The sequence below is a fragment of the Paramagnetospirillum magnetotacticum MS-1 genome, from assembly GCF_000829825.1.
Lineage (GTDB): Bacteria > Pseudomonadota > Alphaproteobacteria > Rhodospirillales > Magnetospirillaceae > Phaeospirillum > Phaeospirillum magnetotacticum.
Genome location: NZ_JXSL01000020.1, coordinates 414,207 through 439,600, shown reverse-complemented (window position 1 = coordinate 439,600; position 25,394 = coordinate 414,207). Strand labels below are relative to the sequence as shown.

30 protein-coding genes and 1 tRNA gene are annotated in these 25,394 nt (G+C 64.3%); 12 read left to right on the top strand and 19 right to left on the bottom strand.

Translation table 11 applies throughout. From position 1 onward, the window contains the following. Positions 1-35: 35 nt before the first annotated feature. Together CCC_RS04535 and CCC_RS04530 are read right to left on the bottom strand one after the other, a co-directional pair. Positions 36-1,721 carry a cation acetate symporter gene (locus tag CCC_RS04535; protein ID WP_041039923.1) on the bottom strand — a complete coding sequence of 562 codons (1,686 nt, stop codon included), beginning with the start codon at positions 1,719-1,721 and terminating at the stop codon, positions 36-38. Continuing rightward, positions 1,721-1,978: a DUF485 domain-containing protein gene (locus tag CCC_RS04530; RefSeq protein WP_236686308.1), complete on the bottom strand. Its 258-nt coding sequence runs from the start codon at positions 1,976-1,978 to the stop codon at positions 1,721-1,723. Before CCC_RS04530 ends, CCC_RS04535 begins: the two co-directional genes overlap by 1 nt. Here CCC_RS04530 and CCC_RS22715 point away from each other — a divergent pair. Together CCC_RS22715 and CCC_RS04525 are read left to right on the top strand one after the other, a co-directional pair. Next, positions 1,932-2,294: a hypothetical protein gene (locus CCC_RS22715; RefSeq protein WP_236686310.1), complete on the top strand. Its 363-nt coding sequence runs from the start codon at positions 1,932-1,934 to the stop codon at positions 2,292-2,294. The two genes, CCC_RS04530 and CCC_RS22715, sit on opposite strands and share 47 nt — an antisense overlap. Positions 2,295-2,557: 263 nt before the next feature. Then, positions 2,558-3,997: a DUF294 nucleotidyltransferase-like domain-containing protein gene (locus CCC_RS04525; protein WP_009867429.1), complete on the top strand. Its 1,440-nt coding sequence runs from the start codon at positions 2,558-2,560 to the stop codon at positions 3,995-3,997. 165 nt (positions 3,998-4,162) lie between these two features. Here CCC_RS04525 and CCC_RS22710 read toward each other — a convergent pair whose 3' ends face one another. The 6 genes from CCC_RS22710 to CCC_RS04495 form a co-directional block, all read right to left on the bottom strand. Next, complete coding sequence (locus CCC_RS22710) at positions 4,163-6,193, bottom strand: 3'-5' exonuclease (RefSeq protein ID WP_236686304.1); 2,031 nt, start codon at positions 6,191-6,193, stop codon at positions 4,163-4,165. A gap of 130 nt (positions 6,194-6,323) precedes the next feature. Further along, positions 6,324-6,521, bottom strand: coding sequence for a hypothetical protein (locus tag CCC_RS04515; RefSeq protein ID WP_009868386.1), 198 nt, complete (start codon positions 6,519-6,521; stop codon positions 6,324-6,326). Between the two features lie 113 nt (positions 6,522-6,634). Beyond that, positions 6,635-7,192, bottom strand: a complete 558-nt coding sequence (locus tag CCC_RS22080) for a hypothetical protein (protein WP_152619692.1) — start codon at positions 7,190-7,192, stop codon at positions 6,635-6,637. 14 nt (positions 7,193-7,206) lie between these two features. After that, positions 7,207-7,449, bottom strand: coding sequence for a phosphoribosylformylglycinamidine synthase subunit PurS (gene purS, locus CCC_RS04505; RefSeq protein WP_008619816.1), 243 nt, complete (start codon positions 7,447-7,449; stop codon positions 7,207-7,209). Between the two features lie 56 nt (positions 7,450-7,505). Then, entirely contained in the window at positions 7,506-8,270 is a 765-nt protein-coding gene (purC, locus tag CCC_RS04500) for a phosphoribosylaminoimidazolesuccinocarboxamide synthase (RefSeq protein WP_009868388.1), read from the bottom strand. Positions 8,271-8,443: 173 nt separating this feature from the next. Next, on the bottom strand, positions 8,444-9,208 hold the full coding sequence (locus CCC_RS04495) for an NRDE family protein (protein WP_009868389.1): 765 nt from the start codon (positions 9,206-9,208) through the stop codon (positions 8,444-8,446). Positions 9,209-9,319: 111 nt separating this feature from the next. On the opposite strand from CCC_RS04495, the gene CCC_RS04490 reads away from it, so the two are divergent. After that, on the top strand, positions 9,320-9,649 hold the full coding sequence (locus CCC_RS04490) for a DUF1476 domain-containing protein (protein WP_041039918.1): 330 nt from the start codon (positions 9,320-9,322) through the stop codon (positions 9,647-9,649). A gap of 3 nt (positions 9,650-9,652) precedes the next feature. On the opposite strand, the gene CCC_RS04485 is transcribed toward CCC_RS04490, so the two are convergent. Together CCC_RS04485 and CCC_RS04480 are read right to left on the bottom strand one after the other, a co-directional pair. Beyond that, the gene (locus tag CCC_RS04485; RefSeq protein WP_041039916.1) at positions 9,653-10,972 is read right to left on the bottom strand and encodes a diguanylate cyclase domain-containing protein; all 1,320 of its coding nucleotides are present in this window, start codon (positions 10,970-10,972) and stop codon (positions 9,653-9,655) included. An 84-nt stretch (positions 10,973-11,056) separates the two neighbouring features. Beyond that, on the bottom strand, positions 11,057-11,986 hold the full coding sequence (locus CCC_RS04480) for an ArgK/MeaB family GTPase (RefSeq protein ID WP_041040100.1): 930 nt from the start codon (positions 11,984-11,986) through the stop codon (positions 11,057-11,059). Between the two features lie 86 nt (positions 11,987-12,072). Here CCC_RS04480 and CCC_RS04475 point away from each other — a divergent pair, with 86 nt between their 5' ends. Then, complete coding sequence (locus CCC_RS04475; RefSeq protein WP_009868393.1) at positions 12,073-12,552, top strand: disulfide bond formation protein B; 480 nt, start codon at positions 12,073-12,075, stop codon at positions 12,550-12,552. Beyond that, a complete protein-coding gene (locus CCC_RS04470) occupies positions 12,549-13,112 on the top strand; it encodes a demethoxyubiquinone hydroxylase family protein (protein WP_009868394.1) in 564 nt (187 codons plus the stop codon). The genes CCC_RS04475 and CCC_RS04470 overlap by 4 nt, the downstream gene beginning before the upstream one ends. On the opposite strand, the gene CCC_RS04465 is transcribed toward CCC_RS04470, so the two are convergent. From CCC_RS04465 to CCC_RS04440, 6 genes are all read right to left on the bottom strand, one after another. Continuing rightward, the gene (locus CCC_RS04465) at positions 13,066-13,680 is read right to left on the bottom strand and encodes a histidine phosphatase family protein (protein WP_009868395.1); all 615 of its coding nucleotides are present in this window, start codon (positions 13,678-13,680) and stop codon (positions 13,066-13,068) included. The genes CCC_RS04470 and CCC_RS04465 overlap by 47 nt on opposite strands. Beyond that, the gene (locus CCC_RS04460; RefSeq protein ID WP_009868396.1) at positions 13,677-14,384 is read right to left on the bottom strand and encodes an NUDIX hydrolase; all 708 of its coding nucleotides are present in this window, start codon (positions 14,382-14,384) and stop codon (positions 13,677-13,679) included. The genes CCC_RS04465 and CCC_RS04460 overlap by 4 nt, the downstream gene beginning before the upstream one ends. Continuing rightward, positions 14,384-15,250 carry a universal stress protein gene (locus tag CCC_RS04455; RefSeq protein WP_009868397.1) on the bottom strand — a complete coding sequence of 289 codons (867 nt, stop codon included), beginning with the start codon at positions 15,248-15,250 and terminating at the stop codon, positions 14,384-14,386. The genes CCC_RS04460 and CCC_RS04455 overlap by 1 nt, the downstream gene beginning before the upstream one ends. A 77-nt stretch (positions 15,251-15,327) precedes the next feature. Next, positions 15,328-16,860, bottom strand: a complete 1,533-nt coding sequence (locus CCC_RS04450; RefSeq protein ID WP_041039914.1) for a bifunctional aminoglycoside phosphotransferase/ATP-binding protein — start codon at positions 16,858-16,860, stop codon at positions 15,328-15,330. Beyond that, the gene (gene dcd, locus CCC_RS04445) at positions 16,838-17,392 is read right to left on the bottom strand and encodes a dCTP deaminase (protein WP_009868304.1); all 555 of its coding nucleotides are present in this window, start codon (positions 17,390-17,392) and stop codon (positions 16,838-16,840) included. Before dcd ends, CCC_RS04450 begins: the two co-directional genes overlap by 23 nt. 15 nt (positions 17,393-17,407) lie before the next feature. Then, a complete protein-coding gene (locus CCC_RS04440; RefSeq protein ID WP_041039912.1) occupies positions 17,408-17,614 on the bottom strand; it encodes a hypothetical protein in 207 nt (68 codons plus the stop codon). Between the two features lie 123 nt (positions 17,615-17,737). Here CCC_RS04440 and CCC_RS04435 point away from each other — a divergent pair. The 3 genes from CCC_RS04435 (at position 17,738) to CCC_RS04425 (ending at position 18,854) form a co-directional block, all read left to right on the top strand. Further along, positions 17,738-17,813 (top strand) — tRNA-Thr (locus tag CCC_RS04435). A 115-nt stretch (positions 17,814-17,928) separates the two neighbouring features. Further along, positions 17,929-18,135: a hypothetical protein gene (locus tag CCC_RS04430; protein WP_009868303.1), complete on the top strand. Its 207-nt coding sequence runs from the start codon at positions 17,929-17,931 to the stop codon at positions 18,133-18,135. Between the two features lie 395 nt (positions 18,136-18,530). Then, on the top strand, positions 18,531-18,854 hold the full coding sequence (locus tag CCC_RS04425) for a hypothetical protein (RefSeq protein WP_152619691.1): 324 nt from the start codon (positions 18,531-18,533) through the stop codon (positions 18,852-18,854). Here the strand turns inward: CCC_RS04425 and CCC_RS04420 are convergent. From CCC_RS04420 to CCC_RS22705, 3 genes are read right to left on the bottom strand one after another with little or no spacing between them, the layout of a single operon-like run. Further along, a complete protein-coding gene (locus CCC_RS04420) occupies positions 18,851-19,579 on the bottom strand; it encodes an amino acid ABC transporter ATP-binding protein (RefSeq protein ID WP_009868301.1) in 729 nt (242 codons plus the stop codon). The genes CCC_RS04425 and CCC_RS04420 overlap by 4 nt on opposite strands. Next, a complete protein-coding gene (locus tag CCC_RS04415) occupies positions 19,576-20,235 on the bottom strand; it encodes an amino acid ABC transporter permease (protein WP_009868300.1) in 660 nt (219 codons plus the stop codon). The genes CCC_RS04420 and CCC_RS04415 overlap by 4 nt, the downstream gene beginning before the upstream one ends. A 2-nt stretch (positions 20,236-20,237) precedes the next feature. Then, positions 20,238-21,884, bottom strand: coding sequence for an ABC transporter permease subunit (locus CCC_RS22705; RefSeq protein ID WP_236686303.1), 1,647 nt, complete (start codon positions 21,882-21,884; stop codon positions 20,238-20,240). A gap of 189 nt (positions 21,885-22,073) precedes the next feature. Between CCC_RS22705 and CCC_RS04405 the strand changes: the two genes are divergently transcribed. The 4 genes from CCC_RS04405 to rfbB all read left to right on the top strand — a co-directional run bounded on the left by CCC_RS04405 (position 22,074) and on the right by rfbB (position 25,318). Then, the gene (locus CCC_RS04405) at positions 22,074-22,418 is read left to right on the top strand and encodes a TFIIB-type zinc ribbon-containing protein (protein ID WP_009868298.1); all 345 of its coding nucleotides are present in this window, start codon (positions 22,074-22,076) and stop codon (positions 22,416-22,418) included. 82 nt (positions 22,419-22,500) lie between these two features. Next, on the top strand, positions 22,501-23,391 hold the full coding sequence (gene rfbD, locus CCC_RS04400; protein ID WP_041039910.1) for a dTDP-4-dehydrorhamnose reductase: 891 nt from the start codon (positions 22,501-22,503) through the stop codon (positions 23,389-23,391). Continuing rightward, positions 23,388-24,260, top strand: a complete 873-nt coding sequence (gene rfbA / locus CCC_RS04395) for a glucose-1-phosphate thymidylyltransferase RfbA (protein ID WP_009868296.1) — start codon at positions 23,388-23,390, stop codon at positions 24,258-24,260. Before rfbD ends, rfbA begins: the two co-directional genes overlap by 4 nt. Beyond that, complete coding sequence (rfbB, locus tag CCC_RS04390) at positions 24,257-25,318, top strand: dTDP-glucose 4,6-dehydratase (RefSeq protein ID WP_009868295.1); 1,062 nt, start codon at positions 24,257-24,259, stop codon at positions 25,316-25,318. The genes rfbA and rfbB overlap by 4 nt, the downstream gene beginning before the upstream one ends. Positions 25,319-25,394 lie beyond the last annotated feature (76 nt).

The following is a 25,394-nucleotide window of genomic DNA, read 5'->3' as shown; positions in this document are numbered from 1 at the left end:
CGGCCCAGTGTAGGCCTTTATTATTGCTCTCAGCCTTAGTGGCTGGCGGCGCCTTCGGCACCCAGACCGGTCTCGGACCGGATGGACTGGGCTTCGTAAGCGGCGCGTTCGGCATCGGCCGACGGGCTGTTGTCGAGGATGGAGAACAGCCACGAGAAGAAGAAGGCCGCCGGCACCGAGAACAGGGCCGGATAAGCGAACGGGAACAGGGCTTCCTTGAAGCCGAAGCTCTGCACCCACACGGCCTTGGACAGAACCACCATGATCACCGACATCAAGAGGCCGATCATGCCGCCGAGAACGGCGCCACGGGTGGTCAGGCCGCCCCAGAACATGGACAGGACCAGAACCGGGAAGTTGGCCGAAGCCGCGACCGAGAAGGTGAGCGCCACGATGAACGCCACGTTCTGCTTCTCGAAGACCAGACCCAGCAACACGGCGATGACGCCGAGAGCGATGGAGGCGATCTTGGAGACGGTCACTTCCTTACCTTCAGTGGCCTGGCCGTGCATGATGACGCTGGCATACAGGTCGTGCGAAATCGCCGACGCGCCCGCCAGGGTCAAGCCCGACACCACCGCGAGGATGGTGGCGAAGGCCACGGCCGAGATGAAGCCGAGGAACAGGTCGCCGCCGATGGCATGGGCCAGCCACACCGCGGCCATGTTGTTGCCGCCCTTCAGATCCAGAGAGCCGAGGCCCTTGGTCAGATATTCGGGATTGGTGGCCACCATGGTGATGGCGCCAAAGCCGATGATGAAGGTCAGGATGTAGAAGTAGCCGATGAAACCGGTGGCATAAAACACCGACTTACGGGCTTCCTTGGCATCGGGAACGGTGAAGAAGCGCATGAGGATATGGGGCAGACCGGCGGTGCCGAACATCAGGGCCATACCCAGCGAGATGGCATCCACCGGATTGGTGACCAGGGCGCCCGGCGCCATGATCGCCACCTTCTTGGGATGAACCTCGATGGCCTTGACGAACAGCTTCTCGAACGAGAAACCGAACGAGCTCATCACGCCGAACGCGATGAAGGTCGCGCCACCCAACAGCAGGCAGGCCTTGATGATCTGCACCCAGGTGGTGGCAACCATGCCGCCGAAGGTCACGTAAACCATCATCAGCGCGCCGACGATCATGACGGCGTAGATGTAGTCCATACCGAACAGCAGCTTGATCAGCTGGCCGGCACCGACCATCTGACCGATCAGATAGAAGATCACGACGATCAGCGAGCCGGTGGCCGCGAAAGTGCGGATCGGCGTACGGGCAAGACGATAGCCGCACACGTCGGCGAAGGTGTACTTGCCCAGATTGCGCAGACGCTCGGCGATCAGGAACAGGATGATCGGCCAGCCGACCAGCCAGCCCACCGAGAAGATCAGGCCGTCATAGCCCGAGCCATAGACCAGGGCGGAAATACCCAGGAACGAAGCGGCCGACATATAGTCGCCCGCGATGGCCAGACCATTCTGGAAACCGGTGATGCCACCGCCAGCGGCGTAGAAGTCGGCGGCGGTCTTGGTGCGCCCGGCCGCCCAGTAGGTGATGCCCAGCGTCATGCCCACGAAGATCACGAACATAACGATGGCGTGCCAGTTGGTGGCCTGCTTTTCAGCCCCACCCATATCGGCACCGGCCGCCATGGCGGCGGTGGCGAGAAGCGCCGTGCCGCCGAAGGCGAGCGCGGACGCGATTGCGGTCTTGGTCGTCTTCATCAGCGGGATTCCTCGATGATCTGGCGGTTCAGTTCGTCGAACTCGCCATTGGCGCGGTAGACGTAGATGCCGGTCAGCGCGATGGCCGACAGGATGACGCCCACGCCGATGGGGAAGCCGATGGTGGTCACGCCCGCATCACTCAGCAGGGTGCCCAGCCACGCCTTGTTGAAGGCGATGATCACGATGAAGCCGTAATAGATGATCAGCATGATCACCGACAGCGTCCACGCGAAAGCGTTACGCTTGGCGACCAGCTCCTTGAACTTCGGATTGTTCCGAATGTGTTCGGCGCTCGCGAGATTCGCGGCCGAAGGTGCGTTACCATGTGAGCTCACTTTGACCCTCCACTTTGTCATCGCCGCCCCCCGGAACGGGATCGGCGATAGTTGTTTTCAGCTCCCGGTCTTGTTGCCGGATTCAGCAATTTTAAGCGTGCAGGCGCTTGATGGCACCTATGCGTACGCGTCATACGCCCGCAGCTTGCCTGAGGCGACGATCCTCATTAACATCCGCATCCCCTGGCGTCAACACCAACGAAAAGCACCTGATTTATTCGATAGTTTATTCTAATGAGAAATCAGGTATTCGCTTCGAGCCTTTTCACGCTTTTCTGAAGACAACGCCAAATTCCCTTTCAGTTTCTGTTTAGTTTACAAAAAACGTCACTTGCGGGTCCGCCTGCCGCCACGCGAAGCGCGCCAGCCCACCTAGAGTAAACACCTGATCGTGTTCTCGGAAAGAATTGTGCCTCACATTTAGACTTTTCCACCCAGGCCCGTTCCGAGGCTGAAATAGGTTGAAATTTCCAACTCCGCCACTATCGTACACGCGCCATGAACGACATCGCCGCCCTCGCCAAAATCGACAGCTTTCCCTATCGCCACCGCCTGCGGGAGGTGATGAGCGCGCCTGTGCTCACCGCGCTGGCCTCGGTGACCCTCCACGACGCCGTGCATCGCATGTACGAGTCCAGAGTGTCCTCCATCGTGGGCGTCGATGCCGAGGGACGCACGCTGGGCATTTTCACCGAACGCGACCTGTTGCGCATCCTGTCCACCAATGGTCCGGCGGGTCTGGAACAGACCCTGGACCAGACCATGACCAAGCCGGTGGCCACCGTGCCCGCCGATGCCTATGTCTATGTGGCCCTGGCGCGCATGACGCGCCTGGGACTGCGTCATCTGGTGGTGGTCGATGACGACAAGCGGCCGCTGGGGATGATCACCGGCCGCGCCCTGCTCAAGGTCCGGGCCACCGAGGCACTGGTCCTGGGCGATTCGGCCGAAAGCGCCGGTAATCCCGAAGAGATGAAGGCGGTGATGACCAGTCTGCCCAAGCTGGCCAGGGGCCTGCTGGGCGAGGGGGTGACGGCGCGCAACATCGCCTCGGTCATCGCACTGGTGCTGCGCGACCTGACCGCGCGGGCCGCCGAACTGGCCGAACAATCTCTGATGGACGACGGTTGGGGCCCCGCCCCCGCCCGCTATGCCGTTCTGATCCTGGGCTCGGGAGGGCGCGGTGAAAGCCTGCTGGCCTTCGACCAGGACAACGCCATCGTCCATGACGGCAAGCCCACCGACGATCCCTGGTTCGCCGAATTGGGCAAGCGCCTGAACGAGACCCTGAACAAGGCGGGCATCCCATTTTGCGACGGCAATGTCATGGCGCGCGAGCCCAAATGGCGCAAGAGCCTGGAGGAGTGGCGCGACGAGGTCCATGGCTGGGTCTTCTCGGTCGAGAACCAGACCGTCATGTATTGCGACATCTTCTTCGACTTCCAGCCCGTCTGGGGCGACCGCGCCCTGGCCGAGGAATTGCGCCACATGGCCATGGAAAAGGCGGCCCAGTCGGCCTTCTTCCTGCGCTATCTCGCCCAGAATGTAGCGGGGATGGACGGTTCCATCGGCCTGTTCGGCAATTTCGTCACCAAGCAGGGCCGCCTCAACGCCAAGAAGTTCGGCCTGCTGCCCCTGGTCAGCGCGGCGCGCATGCGCGCCATCCGCGCCCATATCCAGGCCACCGGCACCGACGAGCGCTTTGCCGCCCTCAAGGATGCGGGTGTGCTGCACGAGGACGACCTGCGCGACTTCATCGAAGTGCGTGAAATCGTCCTGCGCGTCATGCTCGAACAGCAATTGGCCGATATCGCCCAGCAGATTCCGGCTTCGGCCAAGATCGATCCCAAGCGCTTCGACAAGCGCACCCGCGCCCGCCTGAAATGGGCCTTCCGCCGCATCAAGACGCTGAAATTCGTCTGCGGCGTGGGCGGATGACACCCCGCGACCTCAAGGGCGCAAGCGCCCTTGAGGGTAAACGAGTCAAGCCCGCCGCGACGGGCCGCCCCTAGCAAGGGCTTTCCGTATTTTTCCCGGACGAAAGTACACCGAGCGAAGCGAAGGACCACGCGTAGCGGGGCAGCGCAGCAACTTTCGTCCGAGCTACAACACCCGCTGACGTTCGTGCAGGATCATGGCGATGTCCAGGGTCTTGACCGCCTGATCCAGGGTGTGGATACCCCGGCCCTCAAGGGCCTCGATCTGGCGCAGCAGCACCGCAGCCGTCACCATGGAATCGCCCAGGGCCGTATGGCGGTCGGTGATCTCGATGCCATAGCGCTCGCAGATATCGTCCAGGGAATGCCCGGCCTCCGGCCCGTCCAGGAAGTTGGACAGGATCATGGTGTCCAGGACGGGGCTGTCGAAGCGGACGCCCATCTCCTTCTCCCGCATGCGAAGGAATTTGAGATCGAAGGCGGCGTTATGGGCCACCAGCACCGCATCGGCCACATAGGAGCGGAATTGGGGCAACACCACGCCCGCCGGAGGCTTGTCGATCACCATCTCGTCGGTGATGCCGTGGTAACGGATGGACTCCGCCGGGATGGAACGACCGGGATTGACGATGCGGTTGAAGCTTTCCCCCGACAGAATCCGGCCGTTGACGATGCGCACGCCCGCGATGGACACGATCTGGTCGCCCTGGGAGGGATGAAGACCGGTGGTCTCCGTGTCGAAGACCACGAAGGTCAGGGATTTCAGCGGCTGCGCCCCCATGGCGCCGGTATCGCGGGATTGCTCCAGCAGAGTCATGTCGTAGAATTCGGGGCGACCGGGCAGGACCTGTCGACCATGCCCGTGCTGCTCGACGCCCTTGCGCATGGGAATGCGCAAGGCTCCGCCGCCATCCCGGCGATCCCGGATCAGCTCGGTCCCGGCATGGTGTTCCAGAACGTCGCGGACGGTCATGCCGCCCAGGGCCACCAGCGACTGGGCCAGCCAGCGATCCAGTTGGGCCTGCTCGACCACCTCGCCCTCCCAGGCGAACTCGACCCAGGCTCCGTGATCATCGACGCCGCCCGACAGATCGAACTGGGTCGCGCCGCTGCGGTCGGCCACCCGCCAGATCAGGGATTCGATGGCCATCACCAGGGAATGGGAATCGCCGTGCAGCCAGACCGGCAGGCCCACCACGGTGGCGCCCATCCCCTCGCCCAGCCTTGACGCCACGAAGGACAGCAGTTCGGTGGAATTGATGTCGGCCATGGGCCACCATCCCGCCAGCATGGCGTGATAGCCCTTGGTCACCCGCTTGATGGCGTCGGAAATCACTGTGCATTCCTGGCGGATGCCGGGGGCATCGCCCGCCGACAGCAGCATGCGCCGCAGCGGCATCTCCACACCCTCGGCCACTTCGCGCAGCAGCGCCTCGCGCCCCGCCAGGGCGGCCAATTGCGGACCGGCGTCCACCAGGGTGACCACATAGCCGGTCACCGTCCCCTCTTCGCTGCGGATCAGCGTCATGCGGCCTTGCAGCAGCATCCGGTCATCGACGGTCCCGGCCAGAAAGGGAAGACCACCCTCCGCCACCCCGCTGCGGTTGCCCAGGATGTCCATCATATGCGTCACCGGCTCGTGGGCGATGGTTTCGAACAGCGAACGCCCCAGACCCAACTCCGCCGTCTCGCGCAGCATGTCGAAGGCCACCTGGTTGTAGAGCACCAGCTGATGGCGCTGGTTGCAGACCACGACGCCTTCGTGCAGGTCGTTGAGAATGGCGGCCAGGCGGTTGGAGTTTTCCTCGGACTTGCGGGTGGCGGAACTCATCCCCTCGGACAGTTCGGCGCGGGCCTTGACCATGCGTGAACAGACCTCGTTCACCGCCTCGGGCAAGGGAGCGATCATGAAATAACGTTCGGGATCGACGCGGTCGCGCCCTCCGGTGCCATAGGCGATGGCGCGCACTTCGGCGGCCATTTTCTTGATGGAACGGACCACCAGGAATTCCACGGCCTTCCAGGATACAGCGAACAGGACGGTGGCGCCGGCCAGTGAAACCATCACCAGGGCGGTCAGCTCCTCTTGACCGACCACACCTCGGGACAGGGAATACCCAGCCGTGATGGTTACGGCCACATCGGCGGCAAACGCCGCCGCGAGCCACGGAAACGGGCCACGCCACTTCACCGCCACGGATATTCCTCCTCCACCGTTCCTTATCTTGGTCTTTTGCAATATGACGCCGTGCCCCGAGGCCCGCGTCAACCCCGGATATGGATTTCCGGGCTGCAAAATCACGATAGGTGGCGGAAAGAGGCTGGAATCAGATCCCGGCTGCGGGATAGCGCGCCGCGATCAAGGCCAGGGCGGCGGCAACCGTATAGCCGGAGTAATAGCTTTGCAGCATCAGACGAGGGTCGATCCCCAGGCTGCGCACCGAAGCTCCCAACTGATCCTTCAGGCGGGTCTCCAGGTCAGCGGCCCACAGGGTATAGCCGCTGTCGAACAGGGGGTACGACATTCTCGTTCTCCATGACCGCCCGCCTTCGAGGATCGAAGGGGGCCATGGAGACCATCATACGAGGGGATGATGGCCGTCCTGGGACGGGTTTATGGCCAAAATAAGAAAGGCGATCAGGGACATTTGGGTAAACGGCGCATCTGCTCCAGTGTGGCCGTGGCCGCCACCCGCGAGGCACAGGACGGTGGCGGGGGCGAGACGGCCGCTGGCGCGGACGGCGCCGCCGGAGGAGCCGCGACCACGGGAGCGGCAGCCACCGGACGCGGCGGCGGCGGGGCGGAGGGCGGAACCACGGGCTTGACCACAGGTTTTGCTATCGGTGCCGACGGGGGGGCCGCCACCGGAGGAGTCGCCACGATCACGGGTGCGGGCGCCGGTACGGACGCGGGCGCCTGCTGCGGCTCGGGCGGAGGAGCGACGGGCGGCACAGCCACCTTGACGGGTGTCTGAGGCTGGGCTGGGGGCTCGGTGGGCGGCAGATTGAGATAGGGGGATGGGCTGGAAATGGGCGGTCCGACCAGCACGCCAAGGACATCACCGACTCCGTCGATGATGTCGCCCAGCAGGTTGCTCTTCAAGGGCTCGGTATGGGCGGCCGGATCCTCGGCCTGGGCCGGAAAAACCGAAATCGCCGTCAGACAGAGCGCAACGCGAAAAATGAACCGCCTCACAGCCACCGCCCTCGTCAGTCCACCAGTTCGATGGCGTAATTCTCAATCACGGTATTGGCCAGCAGGCCCTTGCACATCTGCTCCACCGCGTCCTTGGCCTTGGCGCGGTCGGTCTCGGCCAGATCGAGTTCGATATACTTGCCCTGCCGCACGTCATTGACGCCGCCAAAGCCGAGCGAGCCCAGCGCATGCTGCACCGCCTTGCCCTGGGGATCGAGAACGCCGTTCTTGAGGGTGATATGGACTTTGGCTTTCACGTCGGTCTATCCGTTTCTTGACTGGTTGAAACCTTGAAGGCGGGGCCTCGCGGCCCCTACTGCATGAGCGCGGGGCCCTTCAGGTCGCGAGGGCCGCCTTCGGGCAGAATCCCTAAGCGCCGCGCCACTTCCTGATAGGCCTCCTCCACACCGCCCAGATCGCGGCGGAAGCGGTCCTTGTCCATCTTGTCGCCGGTGCGCAGATCCCACAAGCGGCAGGAATCCGGGCTGATCTCGTCGGCCAGAACGATCTGCATGTCGTCGCCGTTGTAGAGGCGGCCGAACTCGATCTTGAAATCCACCAGCCGGATGCCGACGCCGAGGAACAGGCCGCACAGGAAGTCGTTGATGCGAAGCGCCAGCGACATCATCTCGTCCAGGTCCTGGGTGGTGGCCCAGCCGAAGGCGGTGATGTGTTCCTCGGACACCATGGGATCGTCCAGGGCGTCGGATTTGAAATACCACTCGACGATACAGCGCGGCAGCGGCGTGCCCTCGGACAGGCCGAAACGCTGCGCCAGCGAACCGGCGGCAACATTGCGCACCACCACTTCAAGCGGAATGATCTCGACTTCGCGCACCAGCTGCTCGCGCATGTTCAAGCGGCGGACGAAATGGGTGGGCACCCCGATCTCGCCCAAGCGCAGCATCAGATACTCGGAAATGCGGTTGTTCAGGACCCCCTTGCCGGTAATGGTGCCGCGCTTCTTGTTATTGAAGGCCGAGGCATCATCCTTGAAGTACTGGACCAAGGTGCCGGGCTCGGGTCCTTCGAACAGGACCTTGGCCTTGCCCTCGTAAATCTGTCTGCGTCTTGCCATGGAAAAATCCAAATCAATGGCGCCCGCGCCACATCCCCCATGGAGGCCGGATGGAGGAATGCGCGGACGGCGAAGAGGTGGCGGATAAATCCGTCACCTTAGTTTCGAGCTTGGTATAGCAGGCTCGGTAACGGGAAACAACGAAACGAAGTAGAACCGCGTTCCCCCCACCGTCACCCGCCGACGGAAGAATAGGCCACCTGATCCGGCCGCCCGGCGGCGAAGCGCCACACCCGCCCGGTTTCCGTCTCCGACGGCGCAGCAAGGGCGATCAGCGACGCCGAAACCGTGCCGAAACCGTCGGGCCGGAGAAAACACATGGCGGGGGTTTCCTCGCCATCGGGACCGTTTCCCCCGGTATCGGCCATGAGCGCCGCCCAGTCGGCCCAGTCGCCGCCCTCGGAATGGGCGGGATCGGGCTGCGGCGTCTGGGCTGCGGCGAAGCGATCCAGATAGGCGGCGATACGCGGGCTGGTCCGGTCGTCCAGATCGAGAGCGCTGATCATGTGCAATCCGGGGGCGATGGGAAAGGCCTCGACACGCCGTCCATCGGCCCGGATCCAAAACGCGTCGCGGTTATCGGCCACCACCATGTTGAAGGGGCGATAGGCGTTCCCGTCCAGATCGGCAAGGGCCTGAGCGGCGTCCACGGCATCGGCATGATCCAGGGCTTCGAGTACCAGTTCGCCGCGCGACCGCTTGCCCGGCGCCGGGCCCAGCGTTCCGATGCGGTTGAGAATGGCCGCCATGACGCCGGTATCGTTGACACCCAGCCAGGTCCCCCCCGCCAGCTTGTCCAGCCCGGCCATCACTTCGGGGCGGTCGTCCCACCAACGGCCCGGACCATCCCAGGGCCGGGTGTTCATCTCGTCGCGATTGGCGGCGACGATCAGCGGCCATTGGTGGCCCGGGCGGCGAAGCAGAACAAGAGTGCACATTCGCAAAAATCCGTTTCGAGCGGCCTGTCGGCCCGTTATAACACGACTTGCGTCCACCGCTTTCACCCGGTGGGCGCCAAGCATCGCAAAGGGTACGGAACTCGGCTGATCATGACTGCTTTCGACGATCGCGAAAAAGCCTTCGAGGCCAAATACAGGCTGGACCAGGAACAGGAATTCAAGGCCAGAATCCGCCGCGACAAGCTGTTGGGGCTTTGGGCCGCCGAGCAGATGGGGATTTCCGGCGATGCCGCCAAGACTTATGCCCTGAGTGTGGTCGATGTGGAATTCGACGCCACCGACCGCGATGCCGGACACAAGATCGTCCGTGACTTCATCGCCAGCGGCATCACCCTGGACGAGGCGGCCATCCGCCACCAGATGGCGGTCTTACTGGAAATCGCGCGCGAACAGATCGTCACCGAGATGGGACGCCCGTAGGGTTCAGCCGCCTGCCGGAACCTCGGCCAGATCAAGGTCCTCGACCGGCATCGAGTCGGAATAGAAGCAATAGCCGTTGCGGCCCGAATGCTTGACCCGGTACATGGCCACGTCGGCGGCCTTGCTGACCTCTTCCATGGTATTGCCGTCATCGGGGAAGACCGCGATGCCGATGGATGCTCCCACCTGACAGGCATGGTTCTCATAGGCGATGGGCGTTCCCAGGGCTTCGAGGATTTTGCGCGCCACCTGGGCGGCCTCGCCGGGGCGGCCGATCTCTTCGACCACCACCACGAACTCGTCGCCGCCGACTCGCGACACCGTGTCGGAACTGCGCACGCAATGATCCAGGCGCTGCGCCACTTCCCTAAGGACCGCGTCACCGGCTTCATGGCCCAGCGTGTCGTTGATGGGCTTGAACTTGTCCAGATCCACATAAAGCACGGCCATGCGCCCGCCATGGCGCCGGACGCGGGCCAGGGCATGGCTGATGCGGTCGTTGAGCAGATTGCGGTTGGGCAGGCCGGTCAGGGTGTCGTGATGGGCCAGACGCTTGATCCGCTCCTCATTCTCCTTGCGCTCGGAAATATCGCGCAGGATACCGGTGAACAGGCGGCCCTTGCCGTGGCGCAACTCTGAAACCGAAATCTCCAGGGGGAAGCTGCCGCCATCGGCGCGAAAGCCCAGGCTTTCGACGGACCGGCCCATCAGCTTGGCCGAACCGGCCAAATACTGATTGAACAGTTCCTGGTGCTGCTCGCGGCGCTCTGCTCCCATCAACTGGCCGATATGCTGGCCCACCAGCTTTCCCTTCCCATGGCCGAACATGCGCTCGGCCGCCGGATTGGAGCTTTCGATCACGCCGCGTTCGTCGACAGTGATGATGCCTTCCGCCACCGAAGCCAGCACGCCCTGCAACCGTTCCTCGCGCTCGCGCAGGGCCTCGGCCGACCTGACGAATTTGGAGATGTCGCGGGCTTCGAGCAGAAACGATTCCTCGGGGCCGGGAATGAGGCGGACGCGGATTTCCGCCTCGAACATGGTGCCGTCGCGGCGCATCAGCTTGAGAGGCAGAAACTCTTCCTCGGCCAGCAATTCCCAACCGGCCTCCACCAGGAAGCGGTAGTCGGTTTCCACGAATTCGACAAAGGCGGTGCCCAGCGCGTCAAGCTGGGAACCAAGCCCCAGAACCTTGACGCCCGCCTGATTGATGAAGACCACATTGCCCTGGTGCAAAATACAGACGAGCGCCGACACGAGCTCGAGGAGCTCGTGATCCATGACGGCAGTACCAGCCCCGGCGGCAGTGGCGGACGAGGGCACGTTTCCCCCTAAGACAATAGTCATGCGATGGTCGGTCGAATGACGGGGGATGTCAATATCTGCGGCGAGACCTAATGATTTTAATCAACCTTTAGCGTCGAAACCGAGCCGGGCCGACAATTGGGCCAGCCGGACGAAGGGAGAGTCCCCCCGCTCGAGCGACAAATCCCCGGCACGGCGCACGCCCTCGCGGCCGAAGCGTTCGCGGATCGCTTCTTCCAGCCAGGCCTCGGCCTGGGCATGCCGCGCCGCCGCCAGACGCTCCTCGGCCCCCAGCCAGGCGGCATGGCCGTCCATGGCCGCGACCAAGGCCTCCACCCCTTCGCGCCGTGCCGACGACACCATCAGAACCGGCGTTTCCCAGCCTTCCTGACCGCCACCGCCGCCCAGGCCCAGCGCGCCCAGCACATCGGCGCGGGCGCGCACCGCCGCCGCGCCCATATCCGCCTTGGTCACCACCACCACATGGGGGATCTCGGCGATGCCCGCCTTCATGAACTGCAGCGAATCGCCCGAGCCCGGCTGGACGCAGAACAGAACCGTATCGGCGACCCCCACCACGTCGGTCTCGCTCTGGCCGACCCCCACCGTCTCGATCAGAACCACGTCGTAGAGGGCCCGCATCAGCACCATGGCCGAGACGGTCAGCGCCGCCAGACCGCCCAGACGGTCGCGGGCCGCCATGGAGCGCACAAAGATGCCCTGGTCTTCGGGATCGGTAGTCAGCCGGGTGCGGTCGCCCAGCAAGGCGCCGCCAGAGCGCCGCGACGACGGATCGACGGCGATGCAGCCCACCGTGCGGCCACCGGCGCGCCAAGCGGCGATCAACGCATTCATCAAGGTGGACTTGCCCACACCGGGCGGCCCGGTCATGCCCACCACATGGGCACGGGGTTCGGCATAAGCGCGGTCCAAAAGCGCCACGGTTTCGGGCGCGTCGGGAAAGCGTTCCAGTTCCGCCAGGGCGCGGGCCAGGGCGGATTTGCCGCCCGCCCGGATCTCATCGAGGGTCACGGCCTCTCCTTCGTCTTGGGAGGCCGATTGTGGGCGGCGCGGGTTATGATGGTCAAGCTCCGGCATGGCCATTATAGTGCGGTGCAATGAACATCACGACCCGCTCCATCGCCCTTTCGGTGGCCGCCACCTGCCTCGCCGCCCTGGCTTTCGCCCTGGTCGCCCAGTATGGGTTCGGCCTGCGCCCCTGCAATCTCTGCCTGATTCAGAGGGTGCCCTTCGTCCTGGCCGCCCTCTTGGGACTTGCCGCCCTGAAGGCGGACCCGCCCGCCAGTCTCCTGCTGCGCATCGCAGGCCTCTTGCTGCTGATCAATGGCGGCATCGCAATCTACCATGTGGGGGTGGAACAGCATTGGTGGGCGTCTGCGGTCTGCTCCGGCGCCCAAGGCGGAGACATCGCCGTAGCCGACCTGATGGCCGAGATGAGCCGCCCCGCCGAGGCCCAATGCGATACCCCGGCATGGTCGTTCCACGGCATCACCATGGCCGTCCTCAACGTCCCGTTCTCGGCCCTGTTCGGCCTGGGCGTGCTGTGGGCGGTCAAGCGTTCGGAGGCCTCCTCATGAACAGAAAGAAGACCGGCGGCAATGCCATTCCCGGCGACCTCGACCATGCCGGACTGATCGACCGCTTCTTGCGGGTCAATCAGGCGGGCGAACTGGGCGCGGTGCGCATCTATCAGGGGCAAAGGGCCATTCTTGGCCGCAAGGGCGGTCCCGCCGCGCCCCTGCTCAAGCGCATGGCCGAGCAGGAGCAGGAGCATCTAGACACCTTCAACCGCATGATCTCCGAGCGCCGCACCCGACCGACCATCCTGTCTCCACTGTGGCATCTGGCTGGCTTCGCCTTGGGGGCGGGCACCGCCCTGCTGGGCGAGAAGGCGGCCATGGCCTGCACCGTGGCGGTGGAAGAGACCATCGACGAGCATTACGCCCGTCAGGCCGAGCAACTGGGCGAGGACGAGGCGGCGCTTAAGGACACCATCGTCAAATTCCGCCAGGACGAGTTGGAGCACCGCGATATCGGTCTGGAGCACGGTGCCGAACAGGCCCCGGCCTATCCCCTGCTTTCGGCGGCCATCAAGGGTGGCTGCCGCCTGGCCATCTGGCTGTCCGAGCGGGTTTGACCCAGCCCAACGGCTCGATCCGGGTAATCAGGCAGTTGCGCGACGGCATCTCCGGCAGCATGTCCACCGGCCAGCCCAGGTGATAAAGGGCCAGGGAACGCACCACATTGCCATGGGTCACCACCAGAACGTGACCATCCACAGCCAGGGGCAGAATATCCGCCTCGAAGCAAATCACCGACCGCTCCAGGCAGTCCAGCATGGACTCGCCACCCTCGGGGCGATAGGCCACGTCGTAGGCGACACTCCGGCGGATCGGATCGGCGGCCAGGGTCGCAGAATCGTCGGCGTTGCCCTCGAACACCCCGAAATTGCGCTCGTTCAAACGCTCAAGGCGCCTGCGGTTTCCCACCTCCGAACCCGACGCCGCCAGCAGCAGGTCGCAGGTCTCCACAGCCCGTGACAGGCACGAGGTCAGTACATGGGCAAAGCGCAACCCAAGCAGCGACCGCCCGGCCTCGGCCGCCTGGGCGCGCCCCAAGGGGGTCAGCGGATGATCGCTGAGCCCGGAGAACACCACATCGCGATTACCTTCCGATTGGCCATGGCGAACCAGAAAGACGGTCATGGCACCAATCCCCGCAGCCGCGCCATGCAAAAGGCGTTGACGGCATGGGTATCCTCCATCTCGCCCGTCATCACCATTTCGGCGAAACGTTCAGGTGTCACCATGACGATATCGAAGATGCCCTCGGACAATTGCGGCTCGCCCACGCATGACAATTGGGCCAGGAAGTAATCGAGTCCCGCATTGGATAAAGAGGTATCGCAGAACGAACGGCCCAGATGGCTGGCCGTGGTGACATGACCACCGGTTTCCTCGGCGATTTCACGCAGCACGGTTTCCTCCAGCTCGTCCCCCGCCTCCACCGAGCCGCGGGGAATCTCCAGCAGAAAGCGCCCGATGGCGTGGCGGAACACCCGCAGCAGGACGATACGCCCGTCGAGCAGAGGCAACACGCCCACCCCCCTGGCGCCATTGGCGTAGATCACCCGGTTATGGGTGCCCAGCGATCCGTCGGGAAAGCGCACCGCGTCGCGCAGCACCAGGATATAGGCATCCTCGACCAGCACGCCGATGGATGCCGAGGACGCTGGCAGGCCCTTGGCCCGGTTGCGACGGGCCACCAGTTTGGACGCGGCGGCAATATCGCCCTCGTCCAGCAAAATGGCGATCCCGCCTTCGGAGCGGTCGAACAGCCCCGGCCGGGTCTCCACCAATTCGCGGTAGCGACGGTAGTCGGCCTGCCGCCGGGACCCTTTCACCCCCATCAGTGGCACATCAGCACATGCAGCTGCGCATGGGAAATGACATGGCGGGTAACGCCGCCCAGGATCAACTGGCGCAGGCGCGAATGGGTGTAGGCCCCCATCACCAGCAGATCGGCGCCCACTTGGCGGGTCTGGCGCAGCAATTCCTCGCCCGCATGGGAGGAGGATGCCTGAATGATGGTGGTGGTGGCGCAGATCCCGTTCCAGGCCAGATAGGTCTCCAGATCCCCGGCCGGGGCGGGGCCGCCCGCATGCTCGGCCACGGTCAGGATGGTCACCGCAGAGGCGCCTTGCAGGAAGGGCATGGCGAAGGCCACGGCGCGGGCCGCTTCGGCGCTGCCGTTCCAGGCGATGCAGACATTGGTGCCGGGCAGCGGCGCCGGTTCGGCTGGGCAGAGCAGCAGCGGACGGCCGCAGGCCATCAGCGCCGTGTTCAGCGTGATCATGGCGGCCACCTCGGCTTCGCCGCCGGGATGGTTGAACACGACCATATCCGACACCCGGCCGCGCCAGGTGATCACATCCTCCTCGCGCCCGACCACTTCGACCCATTCCGCCGATACCCCATCCACCGGCGGCGTATCGACCAGCGGCGTCCCGTTGCGGGCCAGGGCGGCATCAAAGGCGGCACGGGCCAGTTTGGCCCGTTGGGCGGCCTGGGTTTCGGCGATGCCGATCATCTCCTCGACCATGGCGCCCGACATTCCCTCGCCCACCAGCGGCACGGCGTTGGTGGGATCGGAGCGCACATGCAGGCCGGTCACATGACTGGAAAAGCGCCCAGCCAGACGCAAGGCGGTATCCAGGGGAATGGCGGCGGACATTTCGGCCTCGACCGGAACCAGAATGGATTTGAAGGCGGACATGACGGCTCTCCTTCCTGCGACGACCAATATTATGCGCCCCATTCCCAGGCTTGGAAATCCGCAGACTTCGGGAGGAGCTATACCTGAAGCGCCGCCCTGCCAGCGGCCAGGGTCACATCCTTGGGTGGCGCGGAATCGATCCGGGTCCAGGCGATAGCGCCCAGATCATAGGACAACTGATGCTCCAGCACCTGGGGCGTGGCGTCCGAGACATTGGCCTTGCGCTCGGCGATACGGGCCTTGGACAGCTCGGCGGGCGCCTCCAGCCACAATCCGTCGAAGCGCGCGCCCGCCGCCTTGGCGACGCGCTCGATGGCGACCCGTTGCTCCGGCTTGGCGAAGACAGCGTCGGCCACCGCCGAATGCCCGTCGGCCAGCAAACCGGCGCAGGTGGCGTAGAGACGCTCATAGGTGCGTTCGGTGACCTCGGGGACATAACCCTCGGGGCCCAGCTTCTGGTCGATGGCGACACCCATCAGATGCTTGCGCAAGGAATCGCTGCGCACCACCGCCGCGCCCGGCACCGCCAGAAAGGGCGCCAGTTCGCGGCCCATGCGCGACTTGCCGCTGCCCGACAGCCCACCCACCGCCAGCAGCCGGGGCGGCGGCGGCGACAGATAGGCCCTGGCGGCGGCCAGATAAGAGCGCGCATCGACCACCAATTTATCGCGCCCCTCCCCGCTCGCCCCATGGGCCATGGTGGCGCAGACATGGGCGCGCACCCCGGCGCGGGCCGAAAGATAAAGCGGCATGGGGGCGATCCCAGCGAAATCGCCGGTGAGATCCAGATAGTGGTTCATCACCCAATTGGCCTGTTGCCGCGCGCCGCGATGGTCCAGATCCATGAGCAGGAAGGCCAGATCATAGATCACATCGATACAGGCGATATCCTCGGAGAACTCGATGGCGTCGAACAGGGTGGGCCGTCCCTGCCACAGACAGATATTGCCCAGATGCAGATCGCCATGGCACTGGCGCACCAGTCCGCCCAAACGCCGCTCCTCCATGCGGGGCGCGAATCGCTCCAGGGCGGCAAAGGAACTGTCCGCCAGATCCTCCACCTCATCCACGGGCAGGATGGCGGACTGGGCCAACATGGACAGGCGGTTGGTGGCGATGGTCCAGTCCAGACCGGCCCGCCCGCCCCGATCGCTTCGCACCGGCGCATTGAGGTGAAAGGCGGCGATGGCCTCGGTCAGCGCGTTGCAGCGCGAACGATCCAGTTCGCCCCGCTGCGCCAATCGGTCGAACAGCCCCTCCTGGTCAAAGCGGCGCATTTCCACCGCCCAGTCCACCACCTCGCCCGGTCCGTCCAGTTCCAGCCCGCCACCCGCCTTTCGGGTCAGGCGGCGCAGGCCGAGATAAAGCTCGGGCGAGGCGCGGCGGTTGATTTCAAGCTCCGCCTCGCAGGCTTTCTGGCGCGCCGCCAGACTGGTGAAATCGAGGAATGGCAGGCAGACCGGCTTCTTCAGCTTGAAGACGCGGTCTGCGGCCAGGAACAGGGTGGAGATATGGGTGTCGATCCGCTCCACCGCCGCCCCGCCATGGCTGCGGGGATCGGCCAGAAAGGCCTCGGCCCCGGTCGCGTCAGAGGCGGGGCAGGGTGACACCCTGCTGCCCCTGATATTTGCCCGACCGGTCGGAATAGGAGGTCTCGCACACGGAATCACCTTTCAGGAAGATGAACTGGCAAGCCCCCTCCCCCGCATAGATCTTGGCGGGCAGCGGCGTGGTGTTGGAGAATTCCAAGGTGACGTGGCCTTCCCATTCGGGCTCCAGCGGCGTCACATTGACGATGATGCCGCAGCGGGCATAGGTGGACTTGCCCAGGCAGATGACCAAAACGTCCCTGGGAATGCGGAAATACTCCACCGTGCGGGCCAGGGCGAAGCTGTTGGGCGGAATGACGCAGACATCGGTCTCGCGATCCACCAGGCTATTGGGCGAGAAGGATTTGGGGTCGACCACCGCCGAATCCACATTGGTGAAGATCTTGAACTCGCGGCTGACGCGGGCGTCGTAGCCATAGGAGGAGACGCCGTAGGAGATGACACCGGCGCGTTGCTGCTTTTCGGTGAAGGGCTCGATCATGCCCTTGGTCTTGGCCATCTCGCGGATCCAGCTGTCGGGCATGACGGACATGAGCGCTATTCCTCTTCAAGTCTCGCTGTCTTGTACTCCAGGGCCGGAAGCGGAGCAAGGCTCGCCCCCCGGCGCGGCTTCCGCCTCCCCTTCGGCGCGGGCGCGCCCCTGGGCCTTACGCCGCGCCAGATTGGCCCGCAAAGCCTCGGCCTGACGCTGCTGGCGCCGGGCGGCCTCGGCATGGCCGCGGGCCGAGAATTTCGGGCAGGAATCATCATTCATGGGTGGCAGTTTTGAGCCCTTGTGAAAAGCGCGTCAAGAGCCCAGGAAAGACGCTTGCGTCGGCATATCGAGTGTGGCATAAAGCGCCCCTCTTCACGGGGTGGCCCGCTGCTCCTTGAAATTGCTGCCGTAGCTCAGTCGGTAGAGCATACCCTTGGTAAGGGTAAGGTCGATGGTTCGATTCCATTCGGCAGCACCATGAAAGGCCTCAGGGACACCTGGGGCCTTTCGCCTTTTCCAGTCTCCGTAAACTCGTTGTAACTTGAAGCGCCCCCGATCTTGGAGTACCCCTATTTTAATTGGGAGGATTCAAGATGACCTGGGAAACAGGCTTCGAGACGAAAGCGGAAATCAAGCGACTGGCAACTCAGGTGGTCACCAGTCTCAGCGCCACGGCCAGCAAGGACGAGATCCTGCGCCTTTGCATCGGCATGGCCCTGGCCAAGGATCTGGTCGATAGCGAGATTCTGAGCCTGCTGGCCGAAGTGGGAGCCCGGCTGGGGCTCACCCTGGTGACGTAGCGACACGTCGCGCGGGAATGCCCCCCGCTTGGCGGCGGCTTGTCCGCCAATAGGGGGCGCCCGGTGTCAGACCAGCGGCGAATGCCCGCTTTCCTCTTGGTCGAAGAGACCCTGCACCAGCTTCATTAGCGACACGATCGCCAGTTCAATCATATACATAGCACCCTCCTAAACGCTGATATTGCGTTGCAGCATATTAGGCTGGGTAATTATATTTCGCCCATGCTAATTGGTATGACCACCCATGAGGGGTGGGAATTCAACCACCCGGAAGCAGGGCAACACCTCCAACGGTGGATAGACGCCGTCGGCTTCCCGGTTGCACAAATCGCTCTGTCCAATTACAGAAGATCGGCGGCCCCGATGGCGGGCGCACCAACATCGAGGGGGCTTGAATGAGCATCAGAGGCGGTATGTCCTGCATGGTGAAATCCGTGGGGCTGGTCGTCGGTCTGGGTGGCGCCCTCTATGCCGTGCAAGCCCTGATGGTCAGCGCCGACGCATCCATCGAAGTCTTTCTGTTCGTCATCGCGGGCGGTGGCGCGCTGATCGCCGTACTGGGCGGTTTGATCTATGGATTGGGCGCCCTACTGGGCGGGGCCAAGACCTCCGCCCCTCCGGCTCCGCTGGCCATGCCGTCGGAGCAGCAGCAGTTGCGGGACTCCCAGGACTATCTCCATGGGCTCGGCCAAGAGGACGACACCGCCGCGAAGTCTTAATGCCGCAGAATCCGCGCCAGGAATTGCTGGGCGCGTTCGGTGGCGGGATGGGCGAAGAAGCTTTCCTTGGGCCCATCCTCGACGATGCGGCCCCGATCCATGAACACCACCCGATCGGCCACGGTGCGGGCAAAGCCCATTTCGTGGGTGACCACCATCATGGTCATGCCTTCGCGGGCCAGCTCCACCATGACGTCGAGGACCTCGCCGATCATCTCGGGGTCCAGCGCCGAGGTGGGTTCATCGAACAGCATGCAGACCGGGTCCATGGCCAAGGCACGCGCAATGGCCACGCGCTGCTGCTGCCCGCCCGACATCTGGGCTGGGAACTTCCCGGCATGGGCGGCCAGCCCCACCCGCTCCAGCAGGGCAAGGCCCTTGGCGCGGGCGGCGTCCTGGCTGCGCCCCAGCACCTTGACCGGAGCCAGGCAAAGATTGTCCAGGATGCTCATATGGGGGAACAGCTCGAAATGCTGAAACACCATGCCCACATGGGCGCGCAGTTTGGGCAGATCGGTGGCGGGATCGTTGATGGAGGTGCCCTTGACCGTGATGCTTCCTTGGGAAAACGGCTCCAGGGCGTTGACGCATTTGATCAAGGTGGACTTGCCCGAGCCCGACGGGCCGCAGACCACCACCACCTCGCCCTTGGCCACGGAGGTGGTGCAATCATCTAGCACCTTTACCGCCCCATACCACTTGGAAACGCCCGAGATCTCGATCATATGCGCTTGCCCTTGACGAGGCGCTTCACCACCTGGGACAGGGAGAAGCAGATGGCAAAATACAGACCGGCGGCGAACAGATACATCTCCACCGGCCGGTTATAGTTCTTGCCCGCGATTTCCGCGGCTTTCAGCAGGTCCTTGGCGCCGATGGCGTAGACCAGGGACGAATCTTGGAACAAGACGATGGTCTGGGTCAGCAGCAAGGGCGTCATGGCCCGGAAAGCCTGGGGCAGGACCACGCTGGTCATGGTCTGGACGCGGTTCAGCCCCAAGGCCTGGGCGGCCCAGGTCTGACCCTTGGGCACGCTGTTGATGCCGGCCCGCATGATCTCGGCATAGAAGGCGGCCTCGAACACCGTGAAGGTGATCAGGGCCGAGGTCTCGGCCCCCATGGGCGCTCCGGTCAGCAGCGGGATGGCCAGGAAGAACCACAAGATCACCAGGACCAACGGAATGGAACGCATGACGTTCACATAGGCCGTCGCCGCGCGCGCCAGCCAGTTTGCCCCCGAAAGCCGCGCCAGGGCCAGCAGCGTACCGAGAACAATGCCGCCGCTCATGGCCACCAGGGTAAGCTTGAGGGAGAACAGCAGCCCCACCTGGATGAAGGGCAGGCTGGCGGCAATGACCGAGAAATCGAGATCGGCGAACATCTCTAGCGCGCCTCCCCCAACAGCCCCGGTATGCGGGTGCGCCGCTCCATCAGGGCCATGCCCCGGTTGGCCAAAAAGGCGCAGAGGAAATACAGCAGCGTCACCGCCGCCAGGGTTTCGATGCCCTGCTCCGACTCTTCTTGCATCTGGCGGGCGACGAAGGTCAGCTCCGCCATGCCGATGGCGAAGGCCACCGAGGAGTTCTTGAACACATTCATGAATTCCGAGGTGAGCGGCGGAATCACCACCCGAAGCGCCACCGGCAGGGTCACATGGCGAAACACCTGGGTCTCGGTCAGGCCTAAGGCCAGGGCGGCCATGCGCTGGCCCCGGGGGCGGCTTTCGATACCGGCGCGCACCTGCTCGGCCACCCGCGACGAGGTGAACAGGCCGAGACACAGAAAGGCGATGACGAATTCCTTGGCGGGCATCTCCTGCTTGACCCACAACGCCCAGGAGGACGGCAGGAGTTCAGGCACCACGAAGAACCAAAGGAACATCTGCACCAGGAGCGGGATATTGCGGAACAGCTCCACATAGGCGGTAGCCAGGCCCGCGACCCGGCGGTCAGGCACGGTCCGCAGCGCGCCCGCCACAACGCCAAGGACCAGAGCCAGAGCCCAGGCGGAGAGCGAGATAGCCAGGGTCCAGACCAGCGCCCAGAGCAGCCAGGACAGATAGGTCTCGGTCCCCGACGGCACCGGCTCGAAATAGATCCCCCAGTTCCAGCGATAGCCTGACGTCTCCTTACGGACGAAGGCCTCGGCGGGAATGTCGGCGGGGGACTTGATCAGGGATTTCAACTGCCCGCTCATGGGGAAGGCCATATTGATGCCGCGCGGCGGAATGGGTGACTGGAACCACTTGGCGTAGATCCGCTCCACCTCGCCCGAGGCCATCATGGCCTTGACGGTGTCGTCCACCAGGGCTTTGAACTGGGGATCGTCGCGCCGCAGCATGATGGCGATGGGCTCGACGCTCAGCACCTCGCCGACGATGGCGTAATCGCCGGGCGCCTTGGAGGTGGCGATCAGCCCGGCCAGCAGATTGTCGTCCATGACAAAGGCCACGGCCCGGTCGGTTTCCAGCAGCAGGAAGGAATCGGCGTGATCCTTGCCGTAGATCTCCTTGAAGGCGACGTTCTGGCCCTTCTTGTGGGCGCGGACCAGTTGCACGCTGGTGGTGCCGGTGGTGATGGCCACCGGCTTGCCCGCCAGTTGCGCGATGCTGGTGATGCCCGAAGACTTCTTCACCGCCATGCGTACCTTGGTGACGAAGGTGGTGGGGGCAAAGGCCACCTGCCGGGCGCGGGCCTCGTTATTGGTGGTCGAGCCGCATTCCAGGTCCACGGTGCCGTTCTGCACCAGCGGAATGCGGTTCTGCGAGGTCACCGGCAGGGTTTCCACCTTCAGCGCGGGCAGCGCCAGACGGGTCTTCACCGCCTCGGCCAGGCGGGTGCAGATATCGATGTGATAGCCGATGGGCTTCTGGCCATCGTCCAGATAGGACAGGGGATAGGAGGATTCGCGGATACCCAGCGTCAGGGTGCCGCTATCGCCCACCTTCTTCAGCGTCCCCGCCAGATCCTCGGCCAGGGCCGGAAGGCTGGCGAAGACCACCAATGCGGCCACCAAAACCCTGGTTATCATGGGAAAAGCTCTCATGGCCCTAAAGTAGCGTTTTCAGTGCCTCACCGCAAATGGGCAGGCCGCCATTTAAGACCGGCAGCCATCCATGCTTTAGCCGGGTCAACCTGAACCCGGCATGAACCGCTGATTCCCAATCCATTCAGGTGCGCACCACCAGGATCATCCATCTTTTGTCTCGGAGACGATGCCATGCCCCTGCTCGTATGCCCCAACTGCAATGTGGGAATGACCAATGTCTTGCGATCCGGAGTCGAGATCGACATTTGCCCCCAATGCCGGGGCGTCTGGCTCGATCGCGGGGAATTGGAGAAGCTGCTTCAGCCTCTGAGGGAAGACGAGACGGCCTACGCGGCCCCTCCCCCAACTGCGGGCTTCGGCTCAAGAGCGGCAGCCTCCAATTGGGGCCATGCCGCCCCGGAGGCCCATCAATGGCCCGCCCGTCACGGCGATCATCACGACAAGCACGGACACGACGGCCATTACGGGCATCAGAAGAAGACCGGCATGCGCGGGCTGCTCGATATCTTCGACTGAGCCGGATCACCGATCCCTGTTTTCTCGCCCCACCATCCCGGCGTATATAGTCGCGGCAAGGGCAACCGGGCAGGTGGGGCGAATGCGGATTTTGGTGTGCGGTGCGCAAGGACGGCTCGGCCGCGCCCTGGGTTGCGCCGAGCTTCCGGAAGGGACCGCTCTGACGGGGCTGGGACGGCAACAGCTCGATATCACCGACCCCGATGCGGTGGAGCGGGCCTTGGACCGGGACTCCTGGTCCCTGGTGATCAACGCCGCCGCCTACACCGCCGTGGACCGGGCCGAATCCGAGAGGGACGCGGCCTTTGCCGTCAACGGCACCGGCCCCGCACATCTGGCGCGGGCCTGCGCCACGCGGGGCGTGCCCTTGATCCATATCTCCACCGATTACGTCTTTGACGGAACCGCCCCCGATCCCTACCCGGAAGACCACCCAATGGCCCCGCTATCGGTCTACGGTGCCAGCAAGGCGGCGGGCGAGGAGGCGGTGCGGAGCCTCAACCCCGATCACGCCATCATGCGGGTCTCCTGGCTCTATGGCGGCCAGGGGGGCGATTTCGTCCGCGCCATCGCAGGCGCCATCCGGGCCGGACGCCATTTGCGCGTGGTCAGCGACCAGACCGGGGCCCTGACCCATGCCGATTGCGTGGCCCAGGCCGCCCTGGCCCTCGGCGCCAAGATGGTGAACGAGGGATTGGAGCGGGGCACCTATCATTTCGCCGCTTCGGGCGCCGCCAACTGGCACGAGATCGCCGCCGTGATCCTGGCCGAGATGGTCCAATTGGGCTACAAAAAGGTCCCGCTGGAGGCGATCACCGCCACGGAATATGGCCTTCCGGCGGTCCGCCCCGCCAATTCACGGCTGGATTGCGGCAAGTTCGACCGGTTGGTCGGGTTGCCAAGACCCCACTGGCAGACCATGCTGGTACCGCAATTGCGGCGGATCTTGAGCGAACAGGGGGAACGGATTTGAAGGGGATCATCCTGGCAGGCGGCGCCGGTACGCGGCTGCACCCGTTGACGCGCGGACTGTCCAAGCAGTTGTTGCCGGTCTACGACAAACCCATGATTTACTACCCGCTGACCACGCTGATGCTGGCGGGGATTTCCGAATTCCTGGTGGTGACCACACCCGACGATCTGGCCGGGTTTCAGCGCGTTCTGGGTGACGGTTCAGCCTGGGGCATCTCCATCCGGTTCGCCGTGCAGCCGCGTCCCGAAGGCATCGCCCAGGCCTTCCTGATCGGTGAGGACTTCATCGGCGGTGAGCCTTGCGCCCTGTGCCTGGGCGACAACATCTTCTTCGGCGGCGGACTGGGCGGCTTGCTGCAACAGGCGGCAAACCTGGACAAGGGCGCCAACATCTTCGTCCATGAAGTGGGTGCGCCCGAGCGCTATGGCGTTCTGGAGATGGATGCGCAAGGACTGCCCCTGTCCATCGTGGAAAAGCCCAAGACTCCCCGTTCCCACTGGGCGGTGACCGGCTTGTACTTCTACGATTCCGATGTGGTCGAGATGGTGCGCGATCTGGCGCCTTCGCCGCGCGGCGAATTGGAGATCACCGACGTCAACAGCCTTTACCTGCGCCGGGGCGACCTGAAAGTGACGCGCCTTGGCCGGGGCTTCGGCTGGTTCGATACCGGCACTCATGATTCCCTGATGGAAGCCTCGGAATTCGTGCGCACCATTCAAAAGCGTCAGGGATTGCAGATCGCCTGTCCCGAGGAAATCGCCTTCCGCCAGGGGCTGATCACCCGTGACCAACTGGCCGCGCTGGCCGCCGCCATGCCGGGCAATGATTACGGCGCCTATCTGGCTCGCCTGGCCAAGGAAGCGCCATGAGCCAGGCCCCCACCGTCCTGGTCACCGGCGGCGCCGGGTTCATCGGCTCGGCCGTGGTGCGCCATCTGATCGGCGAGACGGGCTGGAGCGTGGTCAATCTCGACCGCCTCTCCTATGCCGCCTCGCCCGCCGCCCTATTCGAGGTCAAGGAGTCGCCCCGCCACCGCTTTGTCCATGGCGATATCCGCGACCGCGATCTTGTGTCGTCCCTGCTGGCCGAGCATCGCCCATGCGCGGTGCTCCATCTGGCGGCGGAGACCCATGTGGACCGCTCCATCGACGGCCCCGAGGCCTTCATGGAGCACAATCTGATGGGCAGCTTCCATCTGTTGGAAGCGGTGCGCGCCTATTGGAGCAAGTTGTCCGGAGCCGAGGCCGCCCAATTCCGCTATGTCCAGGTCTCCACCGACGAGGTGTTCGGCAGCCTGGGCCCCGATGACGCGGCTTTCAATCTGGACACCCAGTATCAGCCCCGCTCGCCCTATTCGGCCAGCAAGGCGGGCGGCGACCATCTGGCCCGCGCCTGGGCGCATACCTGGGGCCTGCCGGTGATGGTCACCAACTGCACCAATAATTACGGCCCGTATCAGTTTCCCGAAAAGCTCATCCCCCTGATGATTCTGCGCGGCTTGCGCGGCGAGCCCCTGCCCGTCTACGGCACCGGCGCCAACCGCCGCGACTGGCTGCATGTGGAGGATCACGCCCGGGGTCTGTGCCTGGCCCTGGAGCGGGGGCAGCCGGGCGGCACCTATCTGTTCGGGGGCGGAACCGAGTGTTCCAACCTGGAGGTGGTGGACGCCATCTGCCGCATCCTCGACCGCCTGAAACCGGCGGACAGGCCCCGCCGCGACCTCATCCAGATGGTCGCCGACCGGCCCGGCCACGACTTCCGCTATGCCATGGATGCCAGCTCCACCCTGGACGGATTGGGCTGGTCGCCCGCCATCGGCTTTGACGAGGGCATCGCCCGGACCGTCCAATGGTATCTGGATCATTGCGACTGGTGGGAGCCCATTCTGGCATCACGCTATGACGGATCCCGGCTGGGCCTGGGATAACTGGCGCACGAACTCATTCACAGGATACACGGCCCCACGCCTCTCCGTCATGCCCGGCCTTGTGCCGGGTACCCAC

Bases quoted from the DNA above. Each gene is read 5' to 3' on its own strand.
- CCC_RS04535 (WP_041039923.1), bottom strand. From the start codon at position 1,721: ATGAAGACGACCAAGACCGCAATCGCGTCCGCGCTCGCCTTCGGCGGC.
- CCC_RS22715 (WP_236686310.1), top strand. From the start codon at position 1,932: ATGATCACCGACAGCGTCCACGCGAAAGCGTTACGCTTGGCGACCAGC.
- CCC_RS04525 (WP_009867429.1), top strand. From the start codon at position 2,558: ATGAACGACATCGCCGCCCTCGCCAAAATCGACAGCTTTCCCTATCGC.
- CCC_RS04515 (WP_009868386.1), bottom strand. From the start codon at position 6,521: ATGTCGTACCCCCTGTTCGACAGCGGCTATACCCTGTGGGCCGCTGAC.
- purC (WP_009868388.1), bottom strand. From the start codon at position 8,270: ATGGCAAGACGCAGACAGATTTACGAGGGCAAGGCCAAGGTCCTGTTC.
- CCC_RS04495 (WP_009868389.1), bottom strand. From the start codon at position 9,208: ATGTGCACTCTTGTTCTGCTTCGCCGCCCGGGCCACCAATGGCCGCTG.
- CCC_RS04490 (WP_041039918.1), top strand. From the start codon at position 9,320: ATGACTGCTTTCGACGATCGCGAAAAAGCCTTCGAGGCCAAATACAGG.
- CCC_RS04475 (WP_009868393.1), top strand. From the start codon at position 12,073: ATGAACATCACGACCCGCTCCATCGCCCTTTCGGTGGCCGCCACCTGC.
- CCC_RS04470 (WP_009868394.1), top strand. From the start codon at position 12,549: ATGAACAGAAAGAAGACCGGCGGCAATGCCATTCCCGGCGACCTCGAC.
- CCC_RS04465 (WP_009868395.1), bottom strand. From the start codon at position 13,680: ATGACCGTCTTTCTGGTTCGCCATGGCCAATCGGAAGGTAATCGCGAT.
- CCC_RS04460 (WP_009868396.1), bottom strand. From the start codon at position 14,384: ATGGGGGTGAAAGGGTCCCGGCGGCAGGCCGACTACCGTCGCTACCGC.
- CCC_RS04455 (WP_009868397.1), bottom strand. From the start codon at position 15,250: ATGTCCGCCTTCAAATCCATTCTGGTTCCGGTCGAGGCCGAAATGTCC.
- dcd (WP_009868304.1), bottom strand. From the start codon at position 17,392: ATGTCCGTCATGCCCGACAGCTGGATCCGCGAGATGGCCAAGACCAAG.
- CCC_RS04440 (WP_041039912.1), bottom strand. From the start codon at position 17,614: ATGAATGATGATTCCTGCCCGAAATTCTCGGCCCGCGGCCATGCCGAG.
- CCC_RS04430 (WP_009868303.1), top strand. From the start codon at position 17,929: ATGACCTGGGAAACAGGCTTCGAGACGAAAGCGGAAATCAAGCGACTG.
- CCC_RS04425 (WP_152619691.1), top strand. From the start codon at position 18,531: ATGAGCATCAGAGGCGGTATGTCCTGCATGGTGAAATCCGTGGGGCTG.
- CCC_RS04420 (WP_009868301.1), bottom strand. From the start codon at position 19,579: ATGATCGAGATCTCGGGCGTTTCCAAGTGGTATGGGGCGGTAAAGGTG.
- CCC_RS04415 (WP_009868300.1), bottom strand. From the start codon at position 20,235: ATGTTCGCCGATCTCGATTTCTCGGTCATTGCCGCCAGCCTGCCCTTC.
- CCC_RS22705 (WP_236686303.1), bottom strand. From the start codon at position 21,884: ATGATAACCAGGGTTTTGGTGGCCGCATTGGTGGTCTTCGCCAGCCTT.
- CCC_RS04405 (WP_009868298.1), top strand. From the start codon at position 22,074: ATGCCCCTGCTCGTATGCCCCAACTGCAATGTGGGAATGACCAATGTC.
- rfbD (WP_041039910.1), top strand. From the start codon at position 22,501: ATGCGGATTTTGGTGTGCGGTGCGCAAGGACGGCTCGGCCGCGCCCTG.
- rfbB (WP_009868295.1), top strand. From the start codon at position 24,257: ATGAGCCAGGCCCCCACCGTCCTGGTCACCGGCGGCGCCGGGTTCATC.